The sequence below is a fragment of the Pelagerythrobacter marensis genome (assembly GCF_036700095.1).
Classification (GTDB): Bacteria; Pseudomonadota; Alphaproteobacteria; order Sphingomonadales; family Sphingomonadaceae; genus Pelagerythrobacter; species Pelagerythrobacter marensis_A.
In genome coordinates, this window is the sequence record NZ_CP144918.1 from 2181655 (window position 1) to 2207704 (window position 26050).

The following is a 26050-nucleotide window of genomic DNA, read 5'->3' on the forward strand; positions in this document are numbered from 1 at the left end:
GGCGCCAGCGCCGAAGCGGGCGGACGATCCCATACGAAGCTGGACGGGCCTGTCGCGGGAGCGTATTTCGATGCCATAAGGCTTCGGACCTTCCGAAGATTTCGATGGGAACCCGTTTCACTTGCTACGCAGAACCATTCTCGCCCTTGCATTGGTCGTCGCCGGATGCGCCACGCCCGCGAAAAGATTTGGCGAGATGCCGTTTGCCTTGTCCGAAGCGAGCGACCGAACGTTCCGAATGAGCGAAGAAAGCGCCGCTGCGGAGGCGGTGCGGCAAGTCCTGCTAGGCGCCGGCTTCAGCGAACGTCCCGACGCCGATCTGATCGTCGAGACGGGTTTTTCCGTCAGGCCGAAGGAACTGGCGATAGAAGCTGTCGGCGAGGACGGAGAGACGAAAGCAATTTCTCCACCTGCCGGCGGGATAGCCATGTTCTGCACACCGAAGGCATATGTTCTCAATATTGCGTTTGTCGATGCGCTTTCGGGCGAGGTGAATGCACGCAGCGGCGCTATCGTACGGAGGTGCCGGGCAGACGAGGATATCGTTCTCAGGGACCTTGCCGAGACCGCACTGACGGCGAGCGGCTGAAGCTCAGTCGATCGCCGAAAACGTCATGGTAACGCGCGTTCCGTGCGGCTGTCTGGCTTCGTAAGCTATCGTGCCGTTGTGGTGCTCGATCGCTGCCGCCACATAGGCAAGGCCCAGACCTGCCGAGAGCCCACCACCGCCGTTGCGGCCCAACCGTTTGCCGAAGCGCGCGAACGGAGCGTCGCGCCGCGCCGCGGGCATCCCGGGCCCGTCGTCTTCGATCGAGCATTCGATCCTGTCGCCTTCGCGCTTGACCGAGCACCGGACCAAGCCGCTCTCGGGGCTGAATTTTATCGCATTGTGGAGCAGGTTCACGAAAGCGCGCGACAGGCTGTCGCGTTCGGCCTCGATGAAGAGGTCGTGGGCCGAGCGATCGATTTCAACCTTGACGTTGCGGCTCGACGCGAATGGCCAAAGCTCGTCGGCTGCTTCCATGAGAAGATCGCAGAGTTCGACTTCCTCGGGATCGAACGAAACCGCCGAAAACCGCGCCATCTGAACAAAATCGTCCGAGAGCCGAAGCGTCTTTCGCGCCAGCGACTGGATACGCTCGACCAGCGCCTTGTCTTCGATCGCCGCCTGATGCTTTTCGAGGAGCATGATGATCGAGCTTTGCGGCGATCGCATATCGTGGCTGAGGAATTCCAGCATCTCGTCCCGTTCGCGCTGTGCCCGGCGAATTTCGCTTATATCGGCAAGCTGGAGGATCCATCCACGCTGCTCGCCCGAATGGTTCCGAAGCGGAAAGTGCCGTCTCGTATAGGTTTTCCCGTTTCCGAGACGCAGTTCGACAAGGTCCTCGTCGTCGGGGTTTGCATTCCCTTCCAATTCGCCAAGCCAGGCACGCAGCGGGTTGTCATCGCCCGGGGCGGCAAGAAGCGACCGGGCCGCCCGGTTGGCCAGGACGGTTTGCCCCGCATTGTCGGTAACGAGAATGGGATCGACGACGCTGTCGATCGTATCGGACACCAGCCGGCGAAGGTCGCGCATTTCCGAGATCGCCGACTGCAGCCTCGCCGTTTGTCCGCCGATCGGATCGAGATAGGATTCCTCGGACATGTCGGAGCCGAGCGGCGTCTCCTCTTTCGACAAGGCATCGAGTTCTTTCGCGATCGCCCGGTCCACGGTTTGCAGCCGGCGCCAGCTCCACAGGGGGTAGGCAACCACCAGCCCGGCCAAAGCCGGGGTCGGAGGAATCCAGATATCGGCGGTTACCAGCAGTGCGGCAGGAATCGCGAGAGCCAGGACCAGCGTTGCGATCCAGGCAGAGAAGGCACCGGAAGGGCGCAGCCACCAGAACGAAACCAGCAGGAAGAAGGCCGGGAGCACCGCGGCCATCGTTCTGATCCTGTTGCCCGGCACGTCTATCGCCCGGTCGGCCAGCAGGCTGTTGAGCAGGTTGGCCTGCAGTTCGACACCGCTGCTGAGCGCCCCGGTGGTGTTCGGCACCCGGAACCGATCGCCCAGTCCCGCCGCGGTCGCCCCGACCAGCACGATCCGGTCCTCGATGAAATCGGACGGCACTTCGCCTGCGAGGACACTGGAAAAGGATGCGGTGCGGAAAGCGCCGGTGCCCGGCTGGAACGGAATGGTCGCGAAGGTTTCGTTCCTGTCGGCGAGGCGCTGGAAGACCGGGGAAGGATGGCCCAGAGCAGTGCGATAGGCGTGCTCCATCAGATGGACCCATTCGCGGCCCGATGCCGAAAAGGTGAGCGGCACCGACCGTGCCACGCCTCCCTCGTCCGGGATCAGGGCGACCTGCCCCAGATTTCGCGCCGATTGCGCGAAGGCCGGGACGGGCAGTACCGCATCCACTACGCGCCCGTCCGTCCCCGGTGTTTCGAAGAGGACCGGTAGCGAAACGTTGCCGAGACGCTCGATCGATTGGGCGAAGTGCCGGTCTTCTTCGGCAGTTCCCGGTTCGGTAAACAGCACGTCGTAAGCGACCGCCGCGGGTTGCGCCCGGGCCAGCTGATCCAGGAGCCGCGCATGAATGTCGCGCGACCACGGCCACCTGCCGAGCGTGGCCATGCTTGCATCGTCTATCGCAACGAGGAGGATCCGATCGGATACCGGCGGAGCCGAAAGGCCGACGAGGAAGTCATAGACGATGTTGTCGGCGCGCACGGTCGTGCGGCCTGTGCCGAGCATCGCCGCAATCGCGAGGGTGATTGCAAGGACTGCACACCACTCGAGCAGAAACCTTACGCGCAACGATCATCCACCATCGGGCCGCGTGATTGTGAGCTTTTCATCATCCGTCCAGTTTACGAACGTATCCCCCGAATCGGTTCGATAGACTCCGACGCGCCAGAAATACACTCCGGGCGGAAGTTTCCGGACCGACACTTCGGTATCGGTGAGGCCGGTTTCATCGATCACGGGCGTTCCGCGTTCGCCGTCACGGAAGAGTTGCAGCCGATAGCGCCGCGTCCTGTCGCCTTCGTCGCCCCACCTGAACAGGTAACCGTCGCCCGAGCGTTCCACTTTCGCAGCGATCGTCTCCAGACTTCGCCTGAAAGAGTAGGTCTGCCGCATCCCGCGAAGCCCGCCTTCGCCAATCGCCGATACGCGCAGGAACAGGTTGCCGTTGGGCACCTGCGTAAACGCGAAATGCGGGGTGGCGGATTCGAGTTCTGCGAAGGCGTCGACGAAACCCGCATCGGTTGCCAGAAGAGCGTAATAGCCGCTGGCACCCGCCACGGGCGTGACGTCGAACGACACGATCTCGCCGGCCTGCAGACGATCGGGATTCTCCAGGCTGGGGGCAGGCAGCAGATCGACCTGCTCGCCCCGGTCGTCTGCGTCGGCGATGAAGCCAAATCGTTCGGCCACTGTCCATGCCGAGCGCGTGCCTGGTTGCGAAACCGACACGCTGCCTTCGAATACCGCGGTGCCTGCCGTTCGGGAGTCCATGTCGTAGGACACCGTGAACTCGGTCCCCCGGACGGCCGTCAGCGAAATCGGCGTTTCGACATCGACGCTGCCTTTGCGCCCGGGGAAAGGCCGGACATTCGCATCGATCCGCCCCTTGTCGAGCTTGAACCGATAATCGATCGCGTTGTCGATCAGGTATTTCCGCAGCCGGACGAGCTGTGCGCGGCTTTGCGACGGCATTGCGATACGCGATCCGTCCGACAGGGAAAGCGTCAGGAAACTGTTCGCTGCGGTGGAGATCCGGGCGCCTTCGCGCAGCCGCATTCCCACCGCCGGAGCAATATTGCGACCGCCCATTTCGACCGCCACCGACCCGCGCACGCTCGCGATCCTGGCTTCTTCGGGGACCCAGCGAAGCCAGTGACGGGGGATCGAACGGTGGCGGTTCGCCGTCAGCCGGCGGGCGTCGCGCACCCGCCAGATTCTCTGCAAGTCCCGCCAATCGTATTTGGGCAGGATATAGCGTTCGGCCAGTTCGGAAAGGGTATCGCCGGGCTTTACCTCGTACCGCACAGGGGCATCGTGTGCCGGCTGAGCGGCGGCCGCGGCGGCAAGATAAAGCAGGCTCAGCCCTCTTCTCCTCGCAGGAAACGTTCCAACCGATAGCCGAAGCCCGATATCGCCGCAATTCGCAGGCCGTTTTCGGGGACCAGCCGCAACTTTATGCGAATTCGTGAAATATGCACGTCCAGCGTCCTCGTCGGGAGGTCGGGATTGGCCTGCCAGATCGTTTCGAGAATATAGCCGCGCGAAAGCGGGCGATTGATGTTCTCGAACAGCATGAGCGCGAGGGCAAATTCCTTGCCGCTCACTTTCACGCACTCCTTATCCATCCAGATCGACTGGGTGAGGCGATCGAATTCGTAGCGGTCGAACACGAGGCGGCGCGATTGCTGCTGCTGTTGCTGTTGCGATCGGCGATTCACCGCCTCTACCCGTGCGCCGATGACGGAAGCGGATTCGGGCTTGACGATATAGTCGTCCGCCCCGGCCCGCAGCGCCTGCGCGATGGCGTCCTTGTCCGATCGGTTGGTCAACATGATGATGCCTGCCGAGGCATTGTGGCCCGAACGAAGCTGCTGCAGCAGGTCGAACCCCAGAATATCGGGCAAATGCCAGTCGAGCAGAATGACGTCGAAAGTGTCGCGGCGCAGGGCAGAGATAAATTTCTGCCCGTTGGAGTAGATCTCGCAGGCATGGCCAAGATCGCGCATCGAATCGCACACGAAAGCGGCAAGGTCATCGTCATCGTCAACAACAGCTATGCGCATGGTCACCTCACCAGGCTGCGGCTCGAACGCCGGGCCGCTTTGCCGAATATCTCAAAGCTGGCGCCTACCTAGGGGACTTTACAACAAATGTAACATGCGATCCGGGAGACGTTACAATGATTTACAGCCCGCACCCGCCCGATCCGGCTATCCGTTCGGAGTATGCTTTCGCCATACTGTCGATATCCGCGGACGTGAGGTCCGGCCGATCTCGATCGCAAAAGAGCGGTCGAAACAGCGTGCGGCCTCGCGATGAAAAGGGGGGCCATGCTCCAGTACCGAACGCCTCGGCGTGTTTTTCAGCCGATCAGTATCCCGCTCTATCAAGCAGGAGGGGAGAATGCGTGCTCCTCTTGCGGCCATCGCCAATGGTTCATCGGGCGGACAACGGCGGAATGCGCTTTCTGCGGCATGGCGCTGCCGCTTACCCATGGGGCAGCGCTGCCGTCCGTTCCCGCAATCGAGCAATGGACGCGCTGACGGCTCGTCGGTGCGCAGCCGGTGCCGGCTCGACGAAAACGATTCTACCCCAATATCGCGACGCTTCGAAGTATGATCCTCACCAGTTCCGTCTGTCTGCTCACGCCGACTTTGGCGAAAATTCTTTTCGAATAGGATCGCACCGTGCTTTCCGTCAGACCGAGCTGGTCGGCGGCTTCGGTCAGAGTGAATCCCTGGGTCAGCAAGCCCGCCAGGCGCGCTTCCGAGGGCGACAGATCGAACAGCGTCGCTATGATTTGCTCGAACGTTTCCCCGGGGGCAGGGTCGGTGGCGTATATGATCGCCCCGGGGCTTGCGTCGATGGGTGCCGAGCGCCCGCGTTCGATCGCGCGGATCAGAATGCCGAGCCCTTCGTTGTCCGGATCGGCGCATCGGAACGCGCGGACGAGGTTGCTCCGGCCGGTGCCGTCGATTCGATCGCTCAGCGTCTCTTTCAGGATTCGATCGAACCTGCGCGAGTCCGTGCGGCCATGGACCGCGAGACGTCGGTCGACGAGATGGAAGGTCTCGCCCCTTCGGACACGCGATTCAGCGGCCCTGTTCATCCGCAGTACCCGGCCACGCCCGTCAAGAATGAATGTCGCAATTGTCAGCCGGTCCAAGGTGGAGGTCAGCACGCCGATCTCGCTCTCGTCGCGCTGGATGCGTGAAAACAGCTCCAGCGCGATCTGCACGTGCGGCCGCAAGGCGGCCATCAGGGCCTTGTGCCGGGCCGTGAAGCGGAAGCTTTCGGAATGTGCGATGAGGCCGAGGTTGCATTCGATCCCGCCAGGCTCCGCGACATACATGCCGAGCGCCTGCGCGATTCCGTAAGGTTTCATGACTTCCAGATAGAACTCGTCGCGTTCCAGCCCCTCGCGCGGGGCGACTTCCTCGAGCAGGAGGATCTCGCCGGTCCGCTTCAGCGCGTTGCTCATCGGGTCGAGATCGCCGAGCGCCGCCTGGCGCGAGTGGATCGTGCGCGCCACCTCGGGGTCGACCGCGGGAGGCTCCGCCCACAGCGTGACCGAGGCGAGCCCCTTGCGGCTGAGCTGGAGCGAGATCGCCGCATTGTCGCACCCTGCCGTCTCCGCCAGCGCCCGCAGGAAGGCGCGCCAGGGTTCCAGCTCGATCGGACCGCGATAGAGCGTCGCCAGCAGCTCGGGGTCGAGTGCCACGGTTTCGGTCTTCGCCCGCGCCGTCATCCGCCGCCGTCCTGTGCGAGTGCGAGAAACGCAGGCACCTCCCCCCCGCCGTGCAGCTCGATCGCCGCGCCCGAGACGTAGGCGGCCTCCGCCGAAGCCAGCCAGGCCACGCAGGCGGCCACGTCGCTCCCGCGCGCCATGCGCTTCATCGGCAGTGTGGCGCCGAGCCGCGCGACGCCTTCTGCACCGCCGTAATGTTCGACCTGGTCGGGATTCTCGACCAGACCGATCACGATCGCGTTGACCCGAACGTGAGGGCCCCATTCCATCGCCAGCCCCTTGGTCGCGCTGATCAGTCCTGCCTTGGCCGCGCCGTAGGCGACCGTGCCGGGCGCTGCCCGCAGGCCGGAGATGCTGGCGATGTTGACCACCGAACCGCCCGTCTCGCGCAAGGCGCCATAGGCCGCGCGTGCGAGGACGAGCGGCGCGGTCAGATTGAGCGCGATCACTTTCTCGAGCAGTTCGGGCGAGGAGTCTGCGACCGGCGCCGCCGGTGTGCCCCCGGCATTGTTGATCAGGAGGTCGAGGCGCCCCAGTCGCTGCGTTGTCGTCGCCACCAGCGCTTCGACGGCGGCGGGATCGCGCACGTCGGTTGGCAGGAACAGTGCCTCCCTTCCTTCGGCCGCTACCGGTTCCGCGGGCGCACGGCGCGCGCAGACGGCGACCTGCCATCCGTCGGCGAGCAGCCGTTCGGCAATCGCGCGTCCGATGCCGCGCGTTCCCCCGCTGATCAATGCGACGCGTTCGCTCATATCCGTTGTTCGTCCTCTCCCGCTCCGGTCTGGAGCCTATCTTCCGGCCCTGCAAGTCGCCGTCACCAAATGGGGGTATCGGCCGATCGCGCGCAGCCGCATCTGTCGGTCCGGGAAGAGAGGATCGAACGACCGGCCATGCCGACGATTGACAAGACGATGGACCCTGCCGCGGTGGTCTCCCGGTTGCGGAGCGGGATGACGCTTGGCATCGGCGGCTGGGGTCCGCGCCGCAAGCCGATGGCGCTGGTGCGCGAGATTCTGCGCTCCGATCTCGAAGACCTTGTTCTCGTTTCCTACGGCGGCCCCGATGCAGGGATGCTGTGCGCTGCAGGCAAAGTCAGGAAGCTGGTCTTCGCGTTCGTCTCGCTCGACGAGATCCCGCTCGAACCCTGGTTCCGCAAGAGCCGCGAAGCCGGCGCGGTCGACGTGCTCGAGCTGGACGAGGGCATGTTCCAGTGGGGCCTCAAGGCCGCGGCGCTTTCGCTGCCGTTCCTGCCCACGCGGGTCGGTTTGGGGACCGACTTGCCCGAGTTGGGCGGGTTGAAGACTGTGACTTCGCCCTACGACGACGGCGAAGTCCTGGTCGCGATGCCCGCGCTGAAACTCGACGCCGCGCTGATCCATGTCCATCGGGCCGACCGGCGGGGCAACGTTCAGGCGCTCGGGCCCGACACCTATTACGACGAATGGTTCGCCAAGGCGGCGGACGAATGCTTCGTCTCCTGCGAGGAACTGGTCGATGCGATGGAAGTCGCCCGCCCGCAGGATGTCTGGGCCAATCTGTTCGAGCGGTGCTTCGTGACCGGCGTTACCGAGACGCCGGGCGGTGCGCATCCGACGACCATGCCGCCCGCCTATGGCTGGGACATGGGCTGGCTGAAGAAATACGCCGCGGCGGCCAGGGACCCGGGCGACTGGGGCGCCGTTGCCGAGTGGGCGGTGGGCGCGAGCGAGGCGGACTATCTCGCCTCGGTCGGCGGGCGCGAGGGCGTGGCGGCGCTGCCGCTGCCGGTGTTCTGATGGGCGCTACGCTGGCAGAACTGTGCATCGTCGCCTGTGCGGAAACCTTCCGCACACGCCGCGAGATCGTCGCCACCGGCATCGGGCCGATCCCCCGCATCGGTGCGGGCCTGGCCAAGCTGACCCATTCGCCGGGCCTGATGATGACCGACGGCGAAGCGTTCCTGGTCGAGCAGCCGGTGCCTCTCGGCGCGGCGGGCGGCGAACGCCCGGCGCCCGCCGGATACCTCCCGTTCTCGCGCTTCTTCGACAGCGCGGTGTGGACCGGGCGGCGGCATGCCATGGTCACCCCGACGCAGATCGACCGGTTCGGGCAGACCAACCTCTCGGCGCTCGGTGGCACCCATGCGCAGCCCAAAGTGCAGATGCTGGGCGCGCGGGGTTTCCCCGGCAATGGCATCTATCACCCGAACTCGATGTTCATTCCGGCCCATTCGCCGCGCGTGTTCGTTGCAGGCGAAGTCGATCGCGTTTCCAGCCCCGGGTACAACCCGGCGCGGCGGGTGCCGGGCGGGAACTACCGCGGCATCGACTTGCGCCGGATCGTCACCGACTTGTGCGTCATGGACTTCGGCGGCCCCGATCGCGCGATCCGCGTGATCTCGCTGCACCCCGGGGTGACCTTCGCGCAGGTGCAGGACGCGACCGGCTTCGAACTGATCGACGCGGTGGAAAGCGAAACGCCGCTGCCGGGCGAGGAGCAGCTGGCGCTGATCGAACGGCTCGATCCGCGCGGCTTTCGCGCCCGGGTGTTCAAGGACAATCCTCCGGCAGAAAGGGGCGCGTCATGAGCGAACCCGGCAACGACGGCCTCGAGCCGCCGACCCCCAGCGAGCACGTTTACGAGACCGACGAGCCGGTCCTCTACGAGGCCGCCGGCGGGATCGCGCGCGCGACCCTCAACCGTCCGCGCTATCACAACGTCCAGAACAGCCAGATGACTTACGCGCTGGACGACGCCTTCCGCCGCGCGGTCGACGACGATGCAGTCAAGGTCATCGTGCTGAAGTCGGACGCCAAGCACTTCAGCGCGGGGCACGACATTGGCTCGCCGGGGCGGGACTTCCACGCGAGCGTCGACCGGCGGCTGATGTGGTACGACCACGCCAACAAGGCCGGTGCCGAGAAGGCCTATATCCGCGAGCAGGAACAGTATCTCGGCATGTGCAAGCGCTGGCGGGACATTCCCAAGCCGACGATCGCGCAGGTTCACGGCGGTTGCATCGCCGGCGGCCTGATGCTGGCCTGGGTCTGCGACCTGATCGTCGCCTCGGACGACGCCTTCTTCCAGGATCCGGTGCTGCAGATGGGCTTCCCGGGCCTGGAATATTTCGCCCATTGCCACGAACTCAACGTGCGGATCGCCAAGGAATTCCTGTTCCTGGGCGAGCGGATGAGCGCGCAGCGCGCCCACGAGATGGGCATGGTCAACCGGGTCGTCGCTCGCGCCGATCTGGAGGCCGAAGTGGCGCGCATCGCCGGCCGTATTGCGGAGCAGCCGCGGCTGGCGCTCCAGCTTGCCAAGCAGGCCTGCAACCATATGGAGACGCTCGCCGGCAAGAACGCCGGGATCGACGCGGCCTTCGGCTATCACCACTTCGCCCACGCCAACAACACGCTGGTCAAGGGCGACTACATCGCCGGGTTCGACGGCAAGACAATGGCCGAGAAGAACAAGCGGCAGACGGGCGAGGACTGACGCTTGGCCGACCCGCTCGCCACTCCGCTGACCGAACAGCTCGGCTGCCGCCTGCCGGTGGTGCAGACGGCGATGGGCTGGATCGCGACGCCGCAACTCGTGGCCGCCAGCAGCAATGCCGGGGCGTTCGGGTTCCTGGCAGGCGCGGTGATGAAGCCCGCCGAACTCGCCGAGGCGATCGCGGAGACGGCTTCGCTCACACCGCATCGGTTCGGCGTCAACTTCCACAGCTTCCAGCCCGGCGCGCGCGAGATCGTCGAGGTGATCCTCGCCAACTGCGAGCGTGTCGGCGCGGTGAGTTTCGGGCGCGGGCCCGACGCCGGGATGATCGCGCGGTTCAACGAAGCCGGGATCGTCTGCATGCCGACCGTCGGCGCGGTGAAACACGCCGAGAAGATGGTTGCGCTGGGCTGCCGGGCGATCACCGTCCAGGGCGGCGAGGGTGGGGGGCACACCGGTTCGGTCGCAACCACCGTGCTGCTGCCGCAGGTGCTCGATGCGGTGAACGTGCCGGTCGCGGCGGCCGGCGGGTTCGCCGATGGGCGCGGTCTGGCGGCGGCGCTGGCCTGGGGCGCGAGTGGCGTCGCCATGGGATCGCGTTTCATGATGACCGCCGACAGTCCGGTGCCAGAGGCGGTCAAGGCCGCCTATACGCGCGCGGGGACCGGCGACATCTTCGTCACCGACCGGATCGACGGCATTCCGCAGCGCATGATCCGCAATCCGATGCTCGACCGCATCGAGAGCGGCGGCGCGCTGGGCAAATGGAGCCGTGGCCTCGCCGCCGCTTTCGCGATGAAGCGCGCCACGGGGGCGAGCTGGCGTGAGCTGCTCGCCAGCGCCCGCACGATGCGGAGCGAGGGGGGCAAGTCGCTCCCCGAAGCCATGCTCGCCTCCGCCGCGCCCATGCTGCTGCAAAAGGCGGTGGTCGAAGGCGATGCGATCAATGGCCTGATGGCCTCCGGCCAGGTTGCCGGCCGGCTCGACGATCTGCCGACCTGCGCCGACCTTCTCGCGCGGATCGAAGCCGAAGCGCGCGAACGGATCGCGGCGCTCGCCGGCAACCCCACCGCGATCGAGGGAGCCGCCTGATGTCGATTGTCTGGTCCGTGGAAGAGCGCATTGCCGAAGTCGTGTTCGATGTGCCGCCGGTCAATGCGTTCGATTCCGCGACATGGCTCAAGCTGCCGGGCATCATCGCTTCGCTGGCCGTGCGGCAGGACGTGCACTGCATCCTGATCCGTGCCGAGGGGCGGGGCTTCTGCGGCGGTGTCGATATCAAGGAGATGCAGGCGCACCCCGAGCGTATCACCGAGCTGAACCGGGGCAATTATCTCACCTTCAAGGCGATCCGCTCCGCCGAAGTCCCGGTGGTGAGCGCGGTTCACGGCTTCGTGATCGGCGGCGGGATCGGCATCTGCGGCGCCTCGGACACGGTCATCGCTGCCGAGGACGCCTATTTCTCGCTCCCAGAGATCGACCGCGGCGCGATGGGCGGGGCGAGCCACCTGTCGCGGATGTTGCCGCTGCACAAGGTGCGCGCGGCGTTCTTCACCGGTGGCAAGATCCCTGCGGAGGAGGCCTGGCGGCTCGGCGCGATCGAGAAAGTCGTTCCACGCACGGAGCTTAGGGCTGAAGCACGCGCGTTCTGCGCCACGATTGCCGCCAAGAGCAGAAAGGCACTGACGGTAGCCAAGGAGGCGCTCAACGGCCTCGAGGAGCGCGACGTCGACCGCGGCTACCGCTGGGAACAGGGGTTCACGCTCGAGATGTACATGCACGAGGACAGCCAGCGCTCGCGCGATGCGTTCGTCGAGACCGGCGGGGCGGCAAAGTTCTGATGGACCTCGCCTATACCCCCCGGCAGCAGGCCTTCCGGCAGGAAGTGCGCGAATGGCTCGCCGCGCACGTCCCGGCCGAGCGGCTGGTCACGCTCGAGCGGAAGGAAGGATTCGACCAGCACGTCGCGTGGGAGCGCGAGCTGGCGAGCGGCAATTGGGGCATGGTCACCTGGCCGAGCGAATATGGCGGGCGCGGGCTCGACCTGATCGAGTGGCTGATCTTCGAGGAGGAATACTGGGCCGCCGGCGCGCCGCTGCGGGCGAACCAGAACGGCATCTTCCTTCTGGGCCCGACGATCATGGAATTCGGCTCCGACGAGCAGAAGGCGCGCTTCCTGCCGCCGATGGCCAGGGGCGAGGTGATCTGGGCGCAGGCCTGGTCGGAGCCGGGTGCGGGCAGCGACATGGCGGCGATCAAGGCCACTGCCCGGCGCGACGGCGATCACTACGTCATCAACGGGCAGAAAACCTGGTCGAGCCGCGCGAGCTTCGCCGACTGGGGCTTCGGCCTGTTCCGCACCGAGGAGGGGAGCCGGCGGCACAAGGGTCTCTCGTTCCTGCTGTTCGACCTCGAGGCGCCGGGCATCACCCGCCGCCCGATCCGGCAGCTTCACGGCGATCCGGGCTTCGCCGAGCTGTTCTTCGACGAGGTCCGCGTGCCCGCGGAGAACCGCATCGCGGGCGAGGGCGAAGGCTGGAAGGTGGCGATGGCGACCGCTGGCTTCGAGCGGGGGCTGATGCTGCGGTCGCCCGGCCGCTTCCAGGCGACCGCCGCGCGGCTGATGGCCCTGCTGCGCGAAACGGCGGAGCGCGCCTCGCCGGGGCTGCGCGAGGACGTCGTCCGGCTGTGGATGAACGCGCAGGCCTATGCCTACAACACGTACCAGGTCGCTGCGCGGATCATGGCCGGCGGCTCGATCGGGGCCGAGGCGAGCCTGAACAAGATTTTCTGGTCCGAACTCGACCGCGCGATGCACCGCGCGGCGATGCACCTGCTGGGACCCGCCGCCGAGCTGCGGACGCTGCCCGATGGCCGCGCGAACGAATGGCTCGAGGGCTACATCTTCTCGCTCTCCGGCCCGATCTACGCTGGCTCGAACGAGATCCAGCGCAATATCACCGCCGAGCGCCTGCTCGGCCTGCCGCGCGTGGGAGCGGGCTGATGGATTTCAGACTTCCGCCGGAAAGCGTCGAACTGGCCGAGGCAGTGCGCGAGTACCTTGCCGGAACGCATGGATCGGACGTGCTGCGGCGGCTCGACGCCGGCGGCAACCGCGATCTGCGCATCTGGCAGGGCCTCGTCGAGATGGGCCTGACCGGACTGCTCGTGCCCGAGAGTCATGGCGGGTTGGGCATGAGGCTGCTGGGCGGCGCCCTGATCGCCCGCGAATGCGGCCGCGCCTGTCTCGCCGAGCCGCTTGTCGATACCGCGCTGGTCGCGGTTCCGTGGCTGATAGCGCGGGGTGAGACCGGCGATCTCGCCGCGATCGCGGCGGGTGAGAAGCTGGTTGCCCTGCCGCACACGATCAATCCGTGGGTTGCGGACGGGGAGGGCGCGGAACTCGCGAGCGTCGACCCCCTGCGCAACCTCGTGGCCGCGCCCGAGGGCGCCGGCGACGATCCTCTGCTGCTCGATCTCGGCGCACTGACGAGCGCGGCGCAGCTCGTGGGGCTCTCGGAGGCCATGCTCGACCAGGCGGTCGCCTATGCCCAGGTGCGCGAGCAGTTCGGCCATGCGATCGGCGGGTTCCAGGCGATCAAGCACAAGCTGGCGGACGTCGCCGTTGCGCTCGAATTCGTGCGCCCGGTCCTCTGGCGCGCAGCGCAGGCGATGGACGACGGGCTGGCGAGCGCGCCGCTGCACGTCAGCCACGCCAAATATGCCGCGACCGATGCCGCCTACCTTGCCGCCGAGAGCGCGATCCAGATCCACGGCGCGATGGGTTATACTTACGAGGTGGATCTCCACTTCTGGATGAAGCGCACCTGGGCGCTCTCTGGCGCCTGGGGCGACCGCAATTTCCACTATCGCCGGATCGAGGACGCCGCGCTCGGCGGCGCGCACCCCCTCGGCCCGCAGCACACGTTCGCCTGAGGAGCCGATGGCCGAAGCCTATATTATCGACGCAGTCCGAACCCCGATCGGGCGCAAGAAGGGCTCGCTGGCCCAGGTGCATCCGGCCGATCTCGCAGCGCATCCGCTGCGCGTGCTGGTCGAACGGACGGGCATCGACGCGAATGCGGTCGACGACTGCGTGTGGGGCTGCTGCGACACGATCGGCCCCCAGGCGGGCGACATCGGCCGCACGGCATGGCTCGTCGCCGGCCTGCCGCAGCACGTGCCTGGCACGACGGTCGACCGCCAGTGCGGCTCCAGCCAGCAGGCGATCCATTTCGCCGCGCAGGGCGTGATGAGCGGTACGCAGGACCTTGTGGTCGCCGGCGGAAGCCAGGCGATGAACGCGATCCCGATCTCCGCCGCGATGTTCGCCGGCCAGCCCTACGGCTTCGACAACCCGTTCAACACCGCGCGCGGCTGGGTCGAGCGCTACGGCGACGGCGTTCTCAACCAGATCGATTCGGCCGAGATGATCGCCGAGAAGTGGAACATCTCGCGCGAGGCGATGGAGCGGTTCGCGCTCGCCAGCCACGAGAGGGCGCAGGCGGCGTGGGACAAAGGCTGGTTCGATGCCGAAGTGGCGCCGCTGGAGGGGCTCGACCGCGACGAGACGATCCGGCCGAACACGACGCTGGAAGGGCTCGCTGCGCTCAACCCCGTGCAGGAAGGCGGGCGCATCACCGCGGGGGTTGCGAGCCAGAACTGCGACGGCGCGGCCGCGCTGCTGATCGCCTCCGAGCAGGCGGTGAAGGACCACGGCCTCACGCCGCGGGCGCGCATCCACCACATCTCGGTGCGGGCGGACGATCCGGTGTGGATGCTCACCGCGCCGATCCCCGCGACCCGGTACGCGCTGCAAAAGGCGGGAATGACGGTCGCGGACATCGACCTGTTCGAATGCAATGAGGCCTTCGCCAGCATCCCGATGGCGTGGATGCAGGAACTCGGCATTCCGCATGAGAAGGTCAACGTGCAGGGCGGCGCGATCGCTCTCGGCCACCCGCTCGGGGCGACCGGCGCACGCCTGATGACGACGCTGCTCGGCGCGCTGGAGCGCACCGGCGGCCGCTACGGCCTGCAGACCATGTGCGAGGGCGGCGGCCAGGCCAACGTGACGATAATCGAGAGGCTTTGACGAATGGGGATCTGCCAAGGCAGGACTGTAATCATCACCGGCGCGGCGCGCGGGCTGGGCCGCGCCTATGCGCTGGCCTTCGCCGCCGAGGGCGCCAACGTGGTCGTCAACGACATCGGCGCCTCGCTGGGCGGCGAAGGGCGTGACACGTCGGCTGCCGACGCGGTGGTCGAGGAGATCGTGCAGAGCGGCGGGAATGCCGTCGCCAATTACGACGACGTGACCGACTGGGACGCGGCCGGGCGGATCGTCGAGGCCGCGGTAAATGCGTTTGGCGACCTCCACGTTGTGGTCAACAACGCCGGGATCGTGCGCGACCGGATGTTCGTCTCCGCCACGCCGGAAGAATGGGACGCGACCATGCACGTGCACCTGCGCGGGCATTTCTGCGTCAGCCGCCACGCGGTCGATTACTGGCGGGCCAAGGCCAAAGGCGGCACGAACCCCGACGCGCGCATCGTCAACACGACCAGCGGCGCGGGGCTGCAGGGGTCGATCGCGCAGGCCGCCTATTCGACGGCCAAGGGCGGGATCGCCACGCTCACCCTCGTCCAGGCGGCCGAGCTGGGCCGCTACGGCATCACCGCCAATGCGCTGGCGCCCGCCGCGCGGACGCGCATGACCGAGCAGGCGTTTGCGGAGAAGATGGCGACCGAAGGCGAGGCGTTCGACACGATGGACCCGGCCAATGTCGCACCCGCGGTCGTTTGGCTCGGCAGCGCGCACAGTGCGCAGGTCACGGGCTGCGTGTTCGAGCTCGAAGGCGGGAAGATCATGCTCGAAGACGGCTGGCGCGAAGGGCCGTTCGTCGACAAAGGCGCGCGGTGGGCGCCGGGCGAAGTCGGCGAAGCGGTGGATCGGCTGCTCGCCGAACGCGTGCCGCCGCGCAAGGTCTGGGGCACCTGAGATGGCATTCGCGCTCGACGAGCAGCAGCAGATGATTGCCGAAACGGCAGCTGCGTTCTTCGCGGAGAACGCAGAGGGCGAGCGCACGCGGGCCGCGATGGCCAACGGTATCGATCGCGATCTCTGGCGCGCCTATTGCCGCGAGCTCGGCTTCGGCGGCCTCATGGTACCCGAGGACCTCGGGGGCCCCGGACTCGGTCATGTGGAACTGGCGGTCGTCACCGAGCAGGCTGGCCGCACCCTGGCGGCGATTCCGCTGCTGGGTCACGTGATGGCAACCGCCGCCCTGCTCGCGAGCGATGATCGGGCGGCGATCGAGGCGCACCTTCCCGCGATGATGGCGGGGGACCGTATCGTCGCGGCGGGCGAGCGAGGAGGCGAGGGCACCTTCGTGCCGCACGCGGCGCAGTGCGATTTGCTCCTCTTGCTCGGCGAAGGCGGCGCGGATCTGATCGAGGCTGGCGCGGCCACGGTCGAGCCGATGAAGTCGCTTGATGAGACCCGCCCGCTCGCGCGGGTTCACGCATCCGCCGGCGATCCGCTCCCCGGCGGAACGGTACCGTGCGAGGCGGCCCGCGCGGCCGGCGTGCTCTGCCTCGCCGCCGAAGCGCTCGGCGGTGCGCAGGAGGCGCTCGACCGGACCATCGCGTTCGCCAGGGAACGCGAACAGTTCGGCCGGCCCGTGGGCTCGTTCCAGGCCTACAAGCATCGCCTCGCCGACCGCGCGGTCGAGATCGAGCAGGCGCGCTCCGCCGTATGGTGGGCGGCCTGCGCCCTCGACGAAGGGCACGAGACGCGCGCGCTGGCGCTCCATGCCGCCAAGAGCTTCTGCGCCGATACCTACCTGCGCATCGCCGGCGACATGATCCAGCTCCATGGCGGCATCGGCTTCACCTGGGAGCACGACGCGCACCTGTTCTTCAAGCGCGCGCGCGCCATTGCCAACATGCTCGGCGACGGGCCGCATCACCGCGAGCGCGTCGCGCGGATCATGCTGGACGAAGCGGCATGAAGCTGGGGTTCTCCGACGTGGAAGAGGCGTTCCGCCGCGAATGCGCGAGCTGGTTCGAAGACCAGATGACCGGCGAGTTCGCCGACATCCGCGGGATCGCGAACCTGGTCGACAAGCCCGAGCGCCGGAAGGCGTGGGAGCGACGACTGGCCGAGCATCGCTATTCATGCATCGGCTGGCCGATCGCCTGGGGTGGTCGCGACGCGACGCTCAACGAGCAGGTCATCTTCGCGGAGGAATACGCCCGTGCCGGGGCGCCGAACCGGCTCAACCACATGGGTGTCGAGCTGCTCGGGCCGACGCTGCTCGCACTCGGCAGCTCCGAACAGAAGGCGCGCTTCCTGCCGGCGATCGCCGAGGGCACCGCGATCTGGTGCCAGGGCTATTCCGAACCCGGTGCCGGCTCCGACCTTGCCGCCATCCGCACCCGCGCGCGGCGCGACGGCGGCGAATGGGTGATCGAGGGGCAGAAGATCTGGACCAGCCTGGCCCAGTTCGCCGACATGATCTTCGTGCTCGCAAGGACCGAGGATGGGACCGGCGGGCGCGAGGGGCTGAGCTTCCTGCTCGTCGACCTCGACCAGCCGGGCATCGAAATCCGCCCGATCCGCCAGATCAACGGCGAGTCCGAGTTCAACGAAGTGTTCTTCGACGGTGCGCGCTGCCCGGTGGAGAACATGGTCGGTGCCGAGGGAGAAGGGTGGATCGTCTCCACCACGCTGCTCTCGTTCGAACGGGGCATCTCGACCCTTGGCCAGCAGATGCAGTTCCGCAACGAGCTTGACGCGGTGATTGCCGCGGCCAGGCGCAACGGCAAGGCGGCCGACCCGGTGTTCCGCCAGCGGCTTGCCGAGGCCGAGATCGGCCTGCGCCTGATGCGCTACGGCGCGCTTCGCATGCTGGCGGACGGCAAGGGCGGGGCGCTGGCGGGCGCGGCGCTGACCTACAAGATCCAGTGGGCGAGCTGGCGCCGGGCGCTGGGCGAGCTGGCGATGGACGTGCTCGGGCAGGAAGGCGAGGTCGCGCCCACGGATGCCGAAGGCTGGCCGTTGCTCACCAATCTCTATCTCTATTCGCGCGCCGACACGATCTACGGCGGCACCAATCAGATTCAGCGCAACCTGATCGCCGAGCGCGGGCTCGGCCTGCCGCGCGAACCACGGGGGAACGCATGAGCCTGACGCCGACATATCCGCCCGGGCGCAACCTGCTTGCGGGCAAGACGGTGCTTGTCACCGCCGCAGCGGGCACGGGCATCGGCTATGCTGCGGCGAAGCGCGCCGTCGAGGAAGGCGCGCGGGTCATGATCAGCGACTGGCACGAACGGCGCCTGGGCGAAGCGGCGGCGCGGATTGCGGAGGAGACGGGAAGCGAGCGGCCGGCGGCGTTCGTCTGCGACGTGACCGATCAGGCGCAGGTCGACGCGCTGCGCGGTGCGGCCGAGGCCGAACTCGGCGCGCTCGACGTGCTGATCAACAACGCGGGCCTCGGCGGGGAGCGCGCGGTCGTGGACATGACCGACGACGAGTGGCACCGCGTGCTCGACGTCACGCTCAATTCGGTCTTCCGCATGACGCGCGCCTTCCTTCCCGGAATGTACGCGCGCAAAACAGGTGCAATCGTCAACAACGCTTCGGTCCTCGGCTGGCGCGCGCAGAAGGGGCAGGCGCACTACGCGGCGGCCAAGGCGGGGGTCATGGCCTTCACCCGCTGCTCCGCGCTCGAGGCGGCCGAGCACGGCGTGCGGATCAACGCCGTTGCGCCGTCGATCGCGATGCACGCCTTCCTCGCCAAAGTGACCAGCGACAAACTGCTCGCCGAACTGTCCGCGCGCGAGGCTTTCGGGCGGCCGGCGGAAGTGTGGGAGGTCGCCAACGTCATGCTGTTCCTCGCTTCCGACCTCGCCAGCTATATGACCGGCGAGGTCGTCTCCGTGTCGAGCCAGCGCGCATGAGCGGGCCGCGGATCTTCGCCCGCCCCGCCGACCTGCTCGGCAGCGAGGGTGTGCAGCTCGGCCCCACCGAGTGGCTCGCAATCGAGCAGAGCCGGGTGGACGGGTTCGCCGAAGTTACCGGCGACCATCAGTGGATCCACGTCGATGTCGAGCGCGCGAAGGACGGCCCGTTCGGCGGCACGATCGCGCATGGCTATCTCACCCTCGCGCTCGTGAACCGTTTCCTGCCCGATCTGGTCGAGGTGCGCGGCTTTGCCCACGCGGTGAATATCGGGGCGGACCGCCTGCGCTTCCTCGCGCCGGTGCCGGTCGGCAGCCGCATCCGCGCGGCGGGCGAGATTGTCAAAGTCGAGGACATCAGCGGCGCCATTCAGTCGACGGTGCGGGTGACGATCGAGATCGAAGGCGGCGACAAGCCGGCTTGCACGATCGACACGATCAGCCGCTACTATCCCGAAAATGGGGGCGCCGAATGATCGATCCGCTGCCTCCGACCGTTCCGCATCTCGTCGCCGCGGCCGCGCGGACATGGGGCTCGCGCACTGCGCTCGTCGAAGGCGAGGTGCGCTGGTTGTTCGCGGATCTCGAACGGGAATGCCGCGCCGCCGCCTCGGCCATGCTCGCGAGCGGCGTGGGCGAGGGGGACCGGGTTGCGATCTGGGCGCCCAACGGCCGCGACTGGATCGTCGCCGCGGTCGGGACGATGACGACGGGGGCCGCGATCGTGCCGCTCAACACTCGCCTGAAGGGGCGCGAGGCGGCGGAGATGCTGCGGCGCACTTCGGCCAAAGTGCTCGTCACCTGCGGCGATTTCCTCGGCATCGACTATCCGGCGCTGCTGGCGGGCAAGGACCTTCCTGCGCTGGAGCGGACGGTGCTGCTCGATTCCGATTGGCAGGCGTTCGTCGCCGAGGGGAAGGGCGCGGACGATCCGTCGATCGACGCGGCGCTGGGCCGCCTGACCGCCGGGCATGTCTCGGACATCATGTTCACCAGCGGCACGACCGGGGCGCCGAAGGGCGTCGTCTCGACGCATGACCGGATCGTGCCGATGTTCGCCGACTGGGGCCGCCAGATGGGGCTGACGAGCGACGACCGTTACCTGATCGTCAATCCGTTCTTTCACAGCTTCGGATTCAAGGCCGGCTGGGTCGCGGCGCTGATAGCCGGCGCGCCGATCTATCCGCTCGCGACCTTCGACATTCCGCGCGTGATCGAACTGATCGAGCGCGAGCGCATCTCGTTCCTGCCCGGCCCGCCGACGATCTACCAGTCGCTGCTGGCGGCGAAGGCGGAGAGGGACTTCGACACGTCCTCGCTGCGCGGCGCAGCAACAGGCGCCGCCAGCGTGCCGCCGGAACTGGTCCGCCGTATGCGCAGCGAACTCGGCCTGGTCGACACCGTCACCGCCTACGGCATGACCGAATGCGCGACGATCACCTCTTGCCGCCGCGGCGACGATGCGGATCTGATCGCGGAAAGCTGCGGCCGCCCGCTGCCGGGGCTCGAGCTGCGGATCGTCGACGACGAGGGGAAGCCGGTTGCGCAGGGCGATGCGGGCGAAGTCCAGGTGCGCGGCTACGGCGTCATGCTCGGCTATCTCGACGATCCGCAGGCGACTGCCGAAGCGATCGACCCGGACGGATGGCTTTCCACCGGCGACATCGGCTGGCTCGGCCCGGAAGGATATCTGCGGATCACCGATCGCAAGAAGGACATGTTCATCTCGGGCGGGTTCAACGTCTACCCGGCGGAAGTGGAGCGCCTGCTCGCCGAACACCCGGCCATCGCTCAGGCCGCGGTGATCGGCGTGCCCGACGAACGCATGGGGGAGGTCGGCAAGGCCTTCGTCGTGCTCCGCCCGGGGGAGGCGCCGGGCGAAAGCGAACTGGCCGAATGGGCGCGCGGGCGCATGGCGAACTACAAGGTTCCGCGCGCCTTCGCCTTCGTCGAGAGCCTGCCGCACAACGCCGCAGGCAAGGTGACGAAGGAGGCGCTGCGCAATGGCTAGCCTCCTTCCGCTCGCGCCGGCCCGGCCATTCGCCACCTTCAGGGACAGTGTGGTCACGCTGCCCGGCTTAATCATCGTGCGAGGCGAGCTATCGTGATCGACAACGTTGCACGCAGATGCGCGTAGACAACAAGGGAGAGGATACAATGAGGCGCTACAACAAGGCGTTTATACTGGCGACGACGGCGCTCGCCTGCTCGCCCGCGCTGGCGGGGGCGCAGGAGGCGGGGGAGGCGCGGGACGGGCCGATCGAGGAGGCCGCCGCCGTCCCCGCACCGGCCCCCACGGTCGATGGTGCCGAAATCGTCGTCACCGCACAGCGTCGCGAAGAGAGGCTGGTCGACGTTCCAATTTCGGTCAGCGCGGTCAACCAGGAGGCGCTCGACCGGGCGCAGGTGCGGACCGTCACCGACATCGCAACGGTCGTGCCGAATATCCAGATCAACGAGACGATCGGCAATACTTACGGCCCGCTGATAACGATCCGCGGTCTTTCCCCGTCGGCAGACACCAGCCTGGCGCGCGACCAGCCGGTGGGCCTCTATATCGACGGCGTGCCGATCGGGAAATCGACCGGTGCGGCCTTCGACATCGTCGATCTCGAACGGGTCGAGGTTCTGCGCGGCCCGCAGGGGACGCTTTACGGCAAGAACACCATCGGCGGTGCGGTGAACCTCATCACCCGCAAACCGAGCGGCGAGTTCGGCGGGCAAGTGTCGGCGAGCTATGGAACCTACGACAGTTTCGTGGGCAAGATGGTGGTCGATCTGCCCGAAGTCGCCGGCTTCAGCCTCAAGCTGAGCGGCGTGACCAAGCAGTATGGCGGATACTACCGCAATTCCGCCACGGGCGAGAATTTCGGCGAGCAGGATCTGTGGGCGGGCCGCGTCGACCTGCGGTGGCAGCCGGCGGCGAATTTTAGTGCGCTCTACAGCTACGACATTTCGAACAGCAAGGGAACGCCGAGCCAGCTTGCGCTGACGGCTGTGACGGGTGCCGGACCGGTGGCGTTCATCAATGACCTTCTGGCACCATACGTGGTCGATGGCCGAACCCGCACGACCGGTGCCAACAGTGCGCGGCAGAGCGATTTCGAAACCACCGGACATGCGCTCACCCTCGAATGGGAGCCGGGCCTGGGCGACCTCACCCTGAAGTCGATCACCGCGCGACGCACGGCGAAGACCCGTTCGAAGAGCGATTTCGACGGTTCTCCGATCGATCTTCTGCGCTTCACGCTCAACAACGACTACGAGCAATTCACGCAGGAAGTGCAGGCGCTCGGCACTCTGGGCGACTTCAAGTACACGCTCGGGTTCTTCTACCTCGACGACAGCTACGATGTCTTCAATCCGCGCTGGAACTTCCAGTTCGGCGGCAACGACAGGTTCGATGTTTCGGAGCGGGGCGGGGAGAGCAATTCCTACGCGGGATACGGCCAGATCGCCTGGACGCCTTCGGCGCTCGACGGACGGCTCACCCTCTCTGCCGGGGCGCGCTACAGCCACGAGGAGAAGTCGGCCCACGAACTGCTGCTGGCGAACTCCGCCTACGCGGCCAATCCGGCGAGCCCGAATTCCGGCGTGTTCCTGCGCGATGAAGACGGCAATCCGATCACCCGCAGCGGCCAGCCTGCCGCGGGTGCGCGACCGGGTGCCGGCGGTATCGGCTATACCGATCTGATCCCGTTGGAGAACAATGGAACGTGGAAGAAATTCACACCGGAGTTCAATGTATTATACAAGATTCAGCCGAGCTTCTCGGTCTATGCGCGCTATGCCACCGGCTTCAAGAGCGGCGGCATCAACGACACCGCGGCGACCAACGCAGCGTTTCTGACGCCCTACGACCCGGAAAAGCTGACGTCTTACGAAGCCGGCCTCAAATATGCCGGGTGGAACGGGCGCGTGCAGCTCAACGCGGCCGTCTATCATTCGATCTACAAGGACTTCCAGGCCGGGGTGTTCGTGCCGACGCTTGTTACTACGAACATCATCAACGCGGGCGAGGCGCAGTTCACGGGCTTCGAGATCGACGGCGCGCTGCGGCCGGTCGACTCGCTGACGATCAACTTCGGCGGCGGCTACGTCGATGCGCGCTACACCGATTTCGTGCTGCCTGACGGGACCGATGTGACCGATACATATGTCCTCTCGCGAGTGCCGAAATGGAACTGGCAGTTCGGGGCGGTGCATCAGGCCGATCTTGGTTTCGCAATGCTGGAGATGAGCGCGAACTACTCGTGGCGCTCCTCCCAATACGCCAGCATCGTTGCCGATCCGCTGTCGAAGATGCCGTCCTACGGCCTGCTCAACGCCCGCATCGCCTTGACCGATATCGAACTCGGCAACGGCTCGACGCTGGAGTTGGCGGCCTGGGGCAAGAATCTGACCGACAAGGAGTATCTCGTCTCTGCCATCAACCTGTCGATCCTGACGGTCGGGCAGTTCGGTGAGCCGCTCTCGGCCGGCGTCGAAGCGCGCGTCAAGTTCTGACGCGGCTGAGGAGCCGGCCTTGGAAGACGTGCCGTTCGCGCGCGGGCGGCACGTCTTCGCCTTTCTCGGTGTCGTCACTTTTCTGACGGCGATCGGGAATATCGGGCTGGTTTCCGTCATGCCGACGATCGGGCGGGCGGTGGGCATGCCCGACTATCTCGTCGCGAGCGTATTCTCGCTGTCGGCGCTGACCTGGGCGGTCAGTTCGCCGTTCTGGACCCGCCACGTCGCGGGCGCCGGACCGAACCGCTACATCCGCGCGGGGCTGGTGGGATTTCTGCTGTCGATGGCGGGCTGCGGTGGCGCGGTCGCCTTCGGGCTTGCCGGGCTGATAACGCCGTTCGCGTGTTTTCTCGCCTTCTTCGTCCTGCGCGCGGTGTTCGGCTTTCTCGGCTCGGCCTCGGCGATTGCGACCCAGTCGCTGATAGCGCATGCGACCGCCGGGGAGCAGCGCACCCGCGTGCTCACCGGGTTGGCCGGAGCGCTTAGCCTCGGCACGATCGTCGGGCCCGCCGTCGCGCCGTTCGCGATTGTGGAGCCTTTCGGCCTCATCGGACCGATGGTGCTGTTCGCTGCGCTGGGGGCCCTGGCGCTGGCGGGGACTTACGTCTTCCTTCCGCGCGGAGCGAATGCGGCAGCGCCGTCGCGGGCGCATTCGAGTTCGGATAACTCGATCCTCGCGGTATGGCGCGGACGGGGAAGCGGGCCGGCACTCAGCTTTGGGCTGCTGCTCTGCAGCGCGCAGGCGATCAACCTCTACACCATCGGTTTCGTCTTGCTGGACCGGGTGCAGGCTGGCCCGCTCGTGGCGCAGGAACGGATCGGCGTGACGATGACTCTGGGCGCGGCGATGGCGCTGGTGGCGCAATGGGGGCTGCCGCGGATCATGCGGCCTGTGCCGATGCGGATGATGCTGATCGGGACCGCATTGTCGCTCATGGGCAACCTGATCGCGCTGCTCGATCCGAGCGAACTGGCGGCATCGGCCGGATTCGTCGTCGCCTGCTTCGGCTACGGCCAGGCGCGGCCGGGGTTCAGCGCTGCGGCATCGCTCGGCGGCACGGACGCAGAGCAGGTCGCAATCGCCTCCGCGACATCGTTCATCGCCGGAGCCTCGATCATGCTCCCGCCGGTGGTCGCCGCGGCCGCTTACGAGGGGTGGGCGGGGGCACCGTTCGCGCTCGCGATCGGCTTGCTGGTGCTGGGGATCGGCGTGCTCGCGGCCGGGCCCATTGTCTTTCGCGAGCGATAAACAGTTTGCTGCAGGGCGCTTTATCGCGGGCCCGGCGCGGCCTTATCCTCCCTGTCTGATTTCGAAGACGAATGCGCGCGCCCGCCGAGGCGCGGCACGGATTGTGGAGACGGATCAATGGATCGCTACCTGGTAATTTCCTCCGATGGACACGTAGGCCTGCCGCCGGAGCGCTATCGCGACTATCTCGACAGCAAGTATCATGAGCTGTTCGACGAGACCGTGCAGAAGGAGATCAAGGCGCGCGAGGAGCACGAGAAGCGTTTCCTGATCGACGATTTCAACAACAAGTGGCGCGCCAAGGTCGGCGACGGCCTCGAAGGCGCGTGGGACGGCGCGATCCGCAATCGCATCCTCGACGGCGACGGCGTCGCTGCCGAAGTCCTCTTCCCCGACGGCATCACCGAGCGCAACGCCCCGCCGTTCGGCGCCGATATCGGGCTGCGCCCCAATGCCGACCGGGCGGAGCTGCAATGGGCCGGCGCCCGGGCACATAATCGCTGGCTGGCCGAATTCTGCCGGGACGATCCGCACCGCCGCATCGGTCTGGCGGTGATCCCGGCGCTCTACGATCTCGACGAGACGATGAAGGAAATCCGCTGGGCGGCGGACAACGGGTTGAAGGGCGTGTTCTTCCCCGCCTTCACCGAAGGCTTCGACATGTACAACCACACCAAGTATCACAAGGTGTGGGCGATGCTGGAAGAGATGAACCTCCCGCTGCATTTCCATTCGGGCGCGGCACCGGCCTACGACACCACCCAGCCGGGCTGGATCGGCACGTATCTGTGCGAATTCGCCTTCTGGATGACCCGCCCGCTCTGGGGCCTGACCTTCGGCGGCGTGTTCGAGGAGTATCCCAGGCTCAAGGTCTGCTTCACCGAAGCCGGCGGCGAGTTCTGGTTCCCGTGGATCATGCAGCTCATGGATATCCGCGCCTCGGCCAAGCACACGAGCGGCAAGCTGGGCGACTACTATGCCAACATGAGCATGAAGCCGAGCGAGTACTTCGCACGCAACGTATGGGTCGGCTGCTCCGCATTGCCCGACGAGGAGACCACCCAGTCGTACTACGACATCGGCATCGACCGGATCCTGTGGGGCACCGACTACCCACACCCGGAAGGCACCTGGCCGAACACGGCGGAGAAGATGATGGAAAGCCTCGGCGGCCTGCCCGAAGACGATATCCAGAAGATGCTCGGCACCAACGCGCTTGAGGTTTACGATCTCGACGAGAAGGCGCTGTGGGACATTGCCGCGAAGATCGGCCCCCGGCGCGAGGCATTCATCAAGGAAGCGGCCGAGTAAGCCGCGCTGCCCGAGAAGGCCGTACCGATTGTTTTCCCGCGTGGCGATGCTAAGCGTC

At 66.7% G+C, this 26050-nt stretch carries 24 protein-coding genes; 19 read left to right on the forward strand and 5 right to left on the reverse strand.

The window, feature by feature from the left end:
- Positions 1-238: 238 nt before the first annotated feature.
- Complete coding sequence (locus V5F89_RS10305) at positions 239-589, forward strand: hypothetical protein (RefSeq protein ID WP_338445561.1); 351 nt, start codon at positions 239-241, stop codon at positions 587-589.
- A 3-nt stretch (positions 590-592) separates the two neighbouring features.
- Here V5F89_RS10305 and V5F89_RS10310 read toward each other — a convergent pair whose 3' ends face one another.
- The 3 genes from V5F89_RS10310 to V5F89_RS10320 are packed head-to-tail and all read right to left on the reverse strand — an operon-like array spanning position 593 to position 4740.
- Positions 593-2803: a CHASE2 domain-containing protein gene (locus V5F89_RS10310; RefSeq protein WP_338445562.1), complete on the reverse strand. Its 2211-nt coding sequence runs from the start codon at positions 2801-2803 to the stop codon at positions 593-595.
- A gap of 3 nt (positions 2804-2806) precedes the next feature.
- Positions 2807-4039, reverse strand: a complete 1233-nt coding sequence (locus V5F89_RS10315; RefSeq protein WP_338445563.1) for a FecR domain-containing protein — start codon at positions 4037-4039, stop codon at positions 2807-2809.
- A 53-nt stretch (positions 4040-4092) separates the two neighbouring features.
- Positions 4093-4740: a response regulator transcription factor gene (locus V5F89_RS10320; protein WP_338445564.1), complete on the reverse strand. Its 648-nt coding sequence runs from the start codon at positions 4738-4740 to the stop codon at positions 4093-4095.
- Between V5F89_RS10320 and V5F89_RS10325 the strand changes: the two genes are divergently transcribed.
- A complete protein-coding gene (locus V5F89_RS10325) occupies positions 4723-4869 on the forward strand; it encodes a hypothetical protein (RefSeq protein ID WP_338445565.1) in 147 nt (48 codons plus the stop codon). The genes V5F89_RS10320 and V5F89_RS10325 overlap by 18 nt on opposite strands.
- A gap of 452 nt (positions 4870-5321) precedes the next feature.
- Here V5F89_RS10325 and V5F89_RS10330 read toward each other — a convergent pair whose 3' ends face one another.
- Positions 5322-6482: a helix-turn-helix transcriptional regulator gene (locus V5F89_RS10330; RefSeq protein WP_338445566.1), complete on the reverse strand. Its 1161-nt coding sequence runs from the start codon at positions 6480-6482 to the stop codon at positions 5322-5324.
- Entirely contained in the window at positions 6479-7234 is a 756-nt protein-coding gene (locus tag V5F89_RS10335; RefSeq protein ID WP_338445567.1) for an SDR family oxidoreductase, read from the reverse strand. The genes V5F89_RS10330 and V5F89_RS10335 overlap by 4 nt, the downstream gene beginning before the upstream one ends.
- A gap of 138 nt (positions 7235-7372) precedes the next feature.
- Between V5F89_RS10335 and V5F89_RS10340 the strand changes: the two genes are divergently transcribed.
- From V5F89_RS10340 to V5F89_RS10420, 17 genes are all read left to right on the forward strand, one after another.
- Entirely contained in the window at positions 7373-8257 is an 885-nt protein-coding gene (locus V5F89_RS10340) for a CoA transferase subunit A (RefSeq protein WP_338445568.1), read from the forward strand.
- On the forward strand, positions 8257-9048 hold the full coding sequence (locus tag V5F89_RS10345; RefSeq protein WP_338445569.1) for a ketoacid CoA transferase: 792 nt from the start codon (positions 8257-8259) through the stop codon (positions 9046-9048). The genes V5F89_RS10340 and V5F89_RS10345 overlap by 1 nt, the downstream gene beginning before the upstream one ends.
- Positions 9045-9956 carry an enoyl-CoA hydratase gene (locus V5F89_RS10350; RefSeq protein WP_338445570.1) on the forward strand — a complete coding sequence of 304 codons (912 nt, stop codon included), beginning with the start codon at positions 9045-9047 and terminating at the stop codon, positions 9954-9956. The genes V5F89_RS10345 and V5F89_RS10350 overlap by 4 nt, the downstream gene beginning before the upstream one ends.
- A 3-nt stretch (positions 9957-9959) precedes the next feature.
- The gene (locus V5F89_RS10355) at positions 9960-11048 is read left to right on the forward strand and encodes a nitronate monooxygenase (RefSeq protein WP_338445571.1); all 1089 of its coding nucleotides are present in this window, start codon (positions 9960-9962) and stop codon (positions 11046-11048) included.
- On the forward strand, positions 11048-11797 hold the full coding sequence (locus V5F89_RS10360) for an enoyl-CoA hydratase family protein (RefSeq protein WP_338445572.1): 750 nt from the start codon (positions 11048-11050) through the stop codon (positions 11795-11797). The genes V5F89_RS10355 and V5F89_RS10360 overlap by 1 nt, the downstream gene beginning before the upstream one ends.
- Positions 11797-12960, forward strand: coding sequence for an acyl-CoA dehydrogenase family protein (locus V5F89_RS10365; RefSeq protein ID WP_338445573.1), 1164 nt, complete (start codon positions 11797-11799; stop codon positions 12958-12960). The genes V5F89_RS10360 and V5F89_RS10365 overlap by 1 nt, the downstream gene beginning before the upstream one ends.
- Entirely contained in the window at positions 12960-13892 is a 933-nt protein-coding gene (locus V5F89_RS10370; RefSeq protein WP_338445574.1) for an acyl-CoA dehydrogenase family protein, read from the forward strand. The genes V5F89_RS10365 and V5F89_RS10370 overlap by 1 nt, the downstream gene beginning before the upstream one ends.
- Before the next feature lie 7 nt (positions 13893-13899).
- Complete coding sequence (locus V5F89_RS10375; RefSeq protein ID WP_338445575.1) at positions 13900-15051, forward strand: acetyl-CoA C-acetyltransferase; 1152 nt, start codon at positions 13900-13902, stop codon at positions 15049-15051.
- A gap of 3 nt (positions 15052-15054) precedes the next feature.
- Positions 15055-15957 carry an SDR family oxidoreductase gene (locus tag V5F89_RS10380; protein WP_338445576.1) on the forward strand — a complete coding sequence of 301 codons (903 nt, stop codon included), beginning with the start codon at positions 15055-15057 and terminating at the stop codon, positions 15955-15957.
- 1 nt (position 15958) lies between these two features.
- Complete coding sequence (locus tag V5F89_RS10385; RefSeq protein WP_338445577.1) at positions 15959-16969, forward strand: acyl-CoA dehydrogenase family protein; 1011 nt, start codon at positions 15959-15961, stop codon at positions 16967-16969.
- On the forward strand, positions 16966-18144 hold the full coding sequence (locus tag V5F89_RS10390) for an acyl-CoA dehydrogenase family protein (protein ID WP_338445578.1): 1179 nt from the start codon (positions 16966-16968) through the stop codon (positions 18142-18144). The genes V5F89_RS10385 and V5F89_RS10390 overlap by 4 nt, the downstream gene beginning before the upstream one ends.
- Complete coding sequence (locus tag V5F89_RS10395) at positions 18141-18923, forward strand: SDR family oxidoreductase (RefSeq protein ID WP_338445579.1); 783 nt, start codon at positions 18141-18143, stop codon at positions 18921-18923. The genes V5F89_RS10390 and V5F89_RS10395 overlap by 4 nt, the downstream gene beginning before the upstream one ends.
- On the forward strand, positions 18920-19399 hold the full coding sequence (locus V5F89_RS10400; protein ID WP_338445580.1) for a MaoC family dehydratase: 480 nt from the start codon (positions 18920-18922) through the stop codon (positions 19397-19399). The genes V5F89_RS10395 and V5F89_RS10400 overlap by 4 nt, the downstream gene beginning before the upstream one ends.
- Complete coding sequence (locus V5F89_RS10405; RefSeq protein ID WP_338445581.1) at positions 19396-20934, forward strand: FadD3 family acyl-CoA ligase; 1539 nt, start codon at positions 19396-19398, stop codon at positions 20932-20934. The genes V5F89_RS10400 and V5F89_RS10405 overlap by 4 nt, the downstream gene beginning before the upstream one ends.
- 146 nt (positions 20935-21080) lie before the next feature.
- Positions 21081-23429 carry a TonB-dependent receptor gene (locus V5F89_RS10410; protein WP_338445582.1) on the forward strand — a complete coding sequence of 783 codons (2349 nt, stop codon included), beginning with the start codon at positions 21081-21083 and terminating at the stop codon, positions 23427-23429.
- A 28-nt stretch (positions 23430-23457) separates the two neighbouring features.
- The gene (locus V5F89_RS10415; RefSeq protein WP_338447559.1) at positions 23458-24681 is read left to right on the forward strand and encodes an MFS transporter; all 1224 of its coding nucleotides are present in this window, start codon (positions 23458-23460) and stop codon (positions 24679-24681) included.
- 117 nt (positions 24682-24798) lie between these two features.
- Entirely contained in the window at positions 24799-25992 is a 1194-nt protein-coding gene (locus V5F89_RS10420; RefSeq protein ID WP_338445583.1) for an amidohydrolase family protein, read from the forward strand.
- Positions 25993-26050: the final 58 nt, after the last annotated feature.